The sequence below is a fragment of the Streptomyces sp. NPDC058401 genome (genome assembly GCF_042722885.1).
Lineage (GTDB): Bacteria > Actinomycetota > Actinomycetes > Streptomycetales > Streptomycetaceae > Streptomyces.
In genome coordinates, this window is the sequence record NZ_JBHXKA010000268.1 from 1 (window position 1) to 2430 (window position 2430).

The 2430-nt window shown below is 77.2% G+C and carries 2 protein-coding genes and 1 pseudogene; 1 reads left to right on the top strand and 2 read right to left on the bottom strand.

The features are described 5' to 3' along the window. A pseudogene (locus ACFWNV_RS39625) lies at positions 1–510 on the bottom strand (hypothetical protein); the annotation flags it as partial. Continuing rightward, positions 510–1022, bottom strand: coding sequence for a DinB family protein (locus ACFWNV_RS39630; protein ID WP_383957199.1), 513 nt, complete (start codon positions 1020–1022; stop codon positions 510–512). The gene ACFWNV_RS39630 and the pseudogene ACFWNV_RS39625, both read right to left, overlap by 1 nt. Before the next feature lie 184 nt (positions 1023–1206). Between ACFWNV_RS39630 and ACFWNV_RS39635 the strand changes: the two genes are divergently transcribed. Beyond that, positions 1207–2322 carry a hypothetical protein gene (locus tag ACFWNV_RS39635; protein WP_383957202.1) on the top strand — a complete coding sequence of 372 codons (1116 nt, stop codon included), beginning with the start codon at positions 1207–1209 and terminating at the stop codon, positions 2320–2322. Positions 2323–2430: the final 108 nt, after the last annotated feature.

Below are 2430 nucleotides of genomic sequence, written 5' to 3' on the forward strand. Positions count from 1 at the left end.
GCCGACACCCGCGCCCGAACGGTCCGCGGTCCGGCCGATCCCGGCTTCGCCGAACGGCGCGGACCCGGTTCCGGCCCTCGAGCCGCCGAAGGCTCCGACCTTGGTGGTGACCACCGATCCGGCTCGGGCCTCGGCTCCGGCTCCGGCTCCGGCTCCGGTCCCGGCTCCGGCACCAGTCCCGGAGCCGACACCCGCGCCCGAACGGTCTGCGGTCCGGCCGATCCCGGCTCCGCCGAACGGCGCGGACCCGGTTCCGGCCCCCGAGCCGCCAATGGCGCCGGCCTCGGCGGTGACCACCGATCCGGCTCCGGCCTCGGCCACGGCTCCGGCCTCGGCCACGGCCTCGGCCTCGGCCACGGCCTCGGCCACGGCCCCGGCCCCGGCCTCAGCCCCGGCCCCGGCCTCAGCCCCGGCCCCGGTCCCGGCCCCGGCGGGTGGTGCGGCCGGGGCCGTGGCTGCCGGGGTGGCGGTGAGGAGGAGGGCCAGCAGCAGGGCTCCCGCGGAAGCCATCAGCGGCCCCTCGTCAGCACGCCCCGGACGAAGGCCGCCTGCCCCGCGTGCTGGAGGTCGTCGGCGATCACACTGATCAGCCGCACCCCGAGGGTCACCGGCGGGTCCCACCGTTCGTCGACCACCCGGTCCAGATCGGCGGCGGACAGCCCGGCCAGGAACCGTCCCGTCTGCGCGTGGACCGCGTCGACGTACCCCAGCAGGAGATCCGCCGAGCCGACCCGGACGGCCCCGGCCTCCTCGGCGGTGTGCCCGTAGCCGGTCGAGCCGGGCGGCAGCGGGAGCCCGAACCGCTCGTCCCAGCCCTGTGCGTGCCAGACCTGTTCCCAGCCGGCCGCATCCGCCACGTGGTCGTCCTGGACGCGGGTCAGGTGCCAGACGAGCCAGGTGATCGAGTTCGCCCCGGGATCGATCCGCGCGTCCAGCTGCCCGGGCTCCAGCCCCTCGACCGCCTCGTGCACCACGTCCTGGATCCGGCCGAACGCATCGGCCAGTACCTCCGTACCCTTCATGCCCCCACCATGCCCACGGCGGGTGCCGACCCGGCCCGCGGCACCGCGGGGGACCCCCGTTTGCCCGCCCCGAATGGCGCAGCGCGGCCGGGTGCCGCTGAATGTAACAAAGCGTGCGCTTCCCATGACGCACGATGACCGGCGCACGATGTGTAGACCCGTGCGTCGGCGAACGGAGCTTTCCATGAATGACCCGATCACGCTCGCCGCGACGGAGTACGAAGAACCGCGCAGGCTCCCCGACACCGCGGACGGCCGGCCTCCGGTCCCCGACACGGACGACCTCGGCTCCGGCCCCGAGACCGACTCCCCGACCGGTCCGAGGGCCGAGTCGCGGACCGAGTCCGGGACCGCTCCCGAGGCCCAGGCCGGTCCCCACGCCGGCGCCCAGGCCGGTCCCCAGGCCCGTCCCCAGGCCGGTCCCCACGCCGGTCCGGTCGCCGGTCCCGGGGCAGGATCCGTGCCCGGCCCGGACCCCGGGCCCCGGCCCGTGGCAGCGTCCGCGCACACCGTCCTGGAGACCGCCGCCACCGGCCGGCCGGTACGGGAGGTCACCGATCTGGTGAACCTCCTCAAGGAATCCGGACAGGTCCCCAACCCCGGACACACGGCGCTGCGCGCGGCAGCCGTGTCCCGGCCCGTCCACGAGGTCCGCGAGATGGTGACCCTGCTGGGCGAGCCCCCGCACGAGCGGGTCGAAACCGACATCACCCTGCGGGCCGCCGCCCTCGGCCGGCCCATCGAGGACGTGGCCCTGCTCGTCAGCATCCTCGGCACCGGCGAACAGCCCCCGCGGCCCGGCGGCCCCGAGCAGGCGGACCCGGTACGGACCCGTGTCCACCAGCCCGCAGCGCAGGCCCAGGCACAGGCCAAGGCCCCGGCCCGCGGCCCGGCGCGGCCGGGTACGGGCGCACTGCGCCACATACTGCGCTGGCCGGTGGCCCTCGCACTGCTCCTCTGCGGTGCGCTGCACGTGCCCGGCGATCTGGCCGGCCTGGCCTCCGGCGACCCCGGCGGACTGCTCGCCCTGGCCGTCACCTTGCTCTGCCTGTCGGCCGGCGCCCTGCTCGCCGTACGGGACACGGCCGCCGCGTGGCGGGCCGGCGCGGTGGTCGCGCTCGGCGTGGCCGCGCTCCACGTGGTCGGCGGCGTCGCCGGGTTCGACCCGCTCGGCAGCGCGGTCGGCGGCTCCCTGGAGTGGGCCGGCATCACGGCGGTGCTGAGCGCGGCGGCCGGCGCCGTACTCGCCGGCCTGGCCCTGCAGTTCCGTCCGGCGGCCGATCCGGCCGACGGCGCCTGACCCGCTAGGGCGGACACGCCCTAGGGGAGGGGGCCCGGGTGGCCCCCCCGGGCCCCCAGCCCGCCGGTTGACCCCTTGGGGGAGGGAGACACGCGTAGGCCCCCGTGG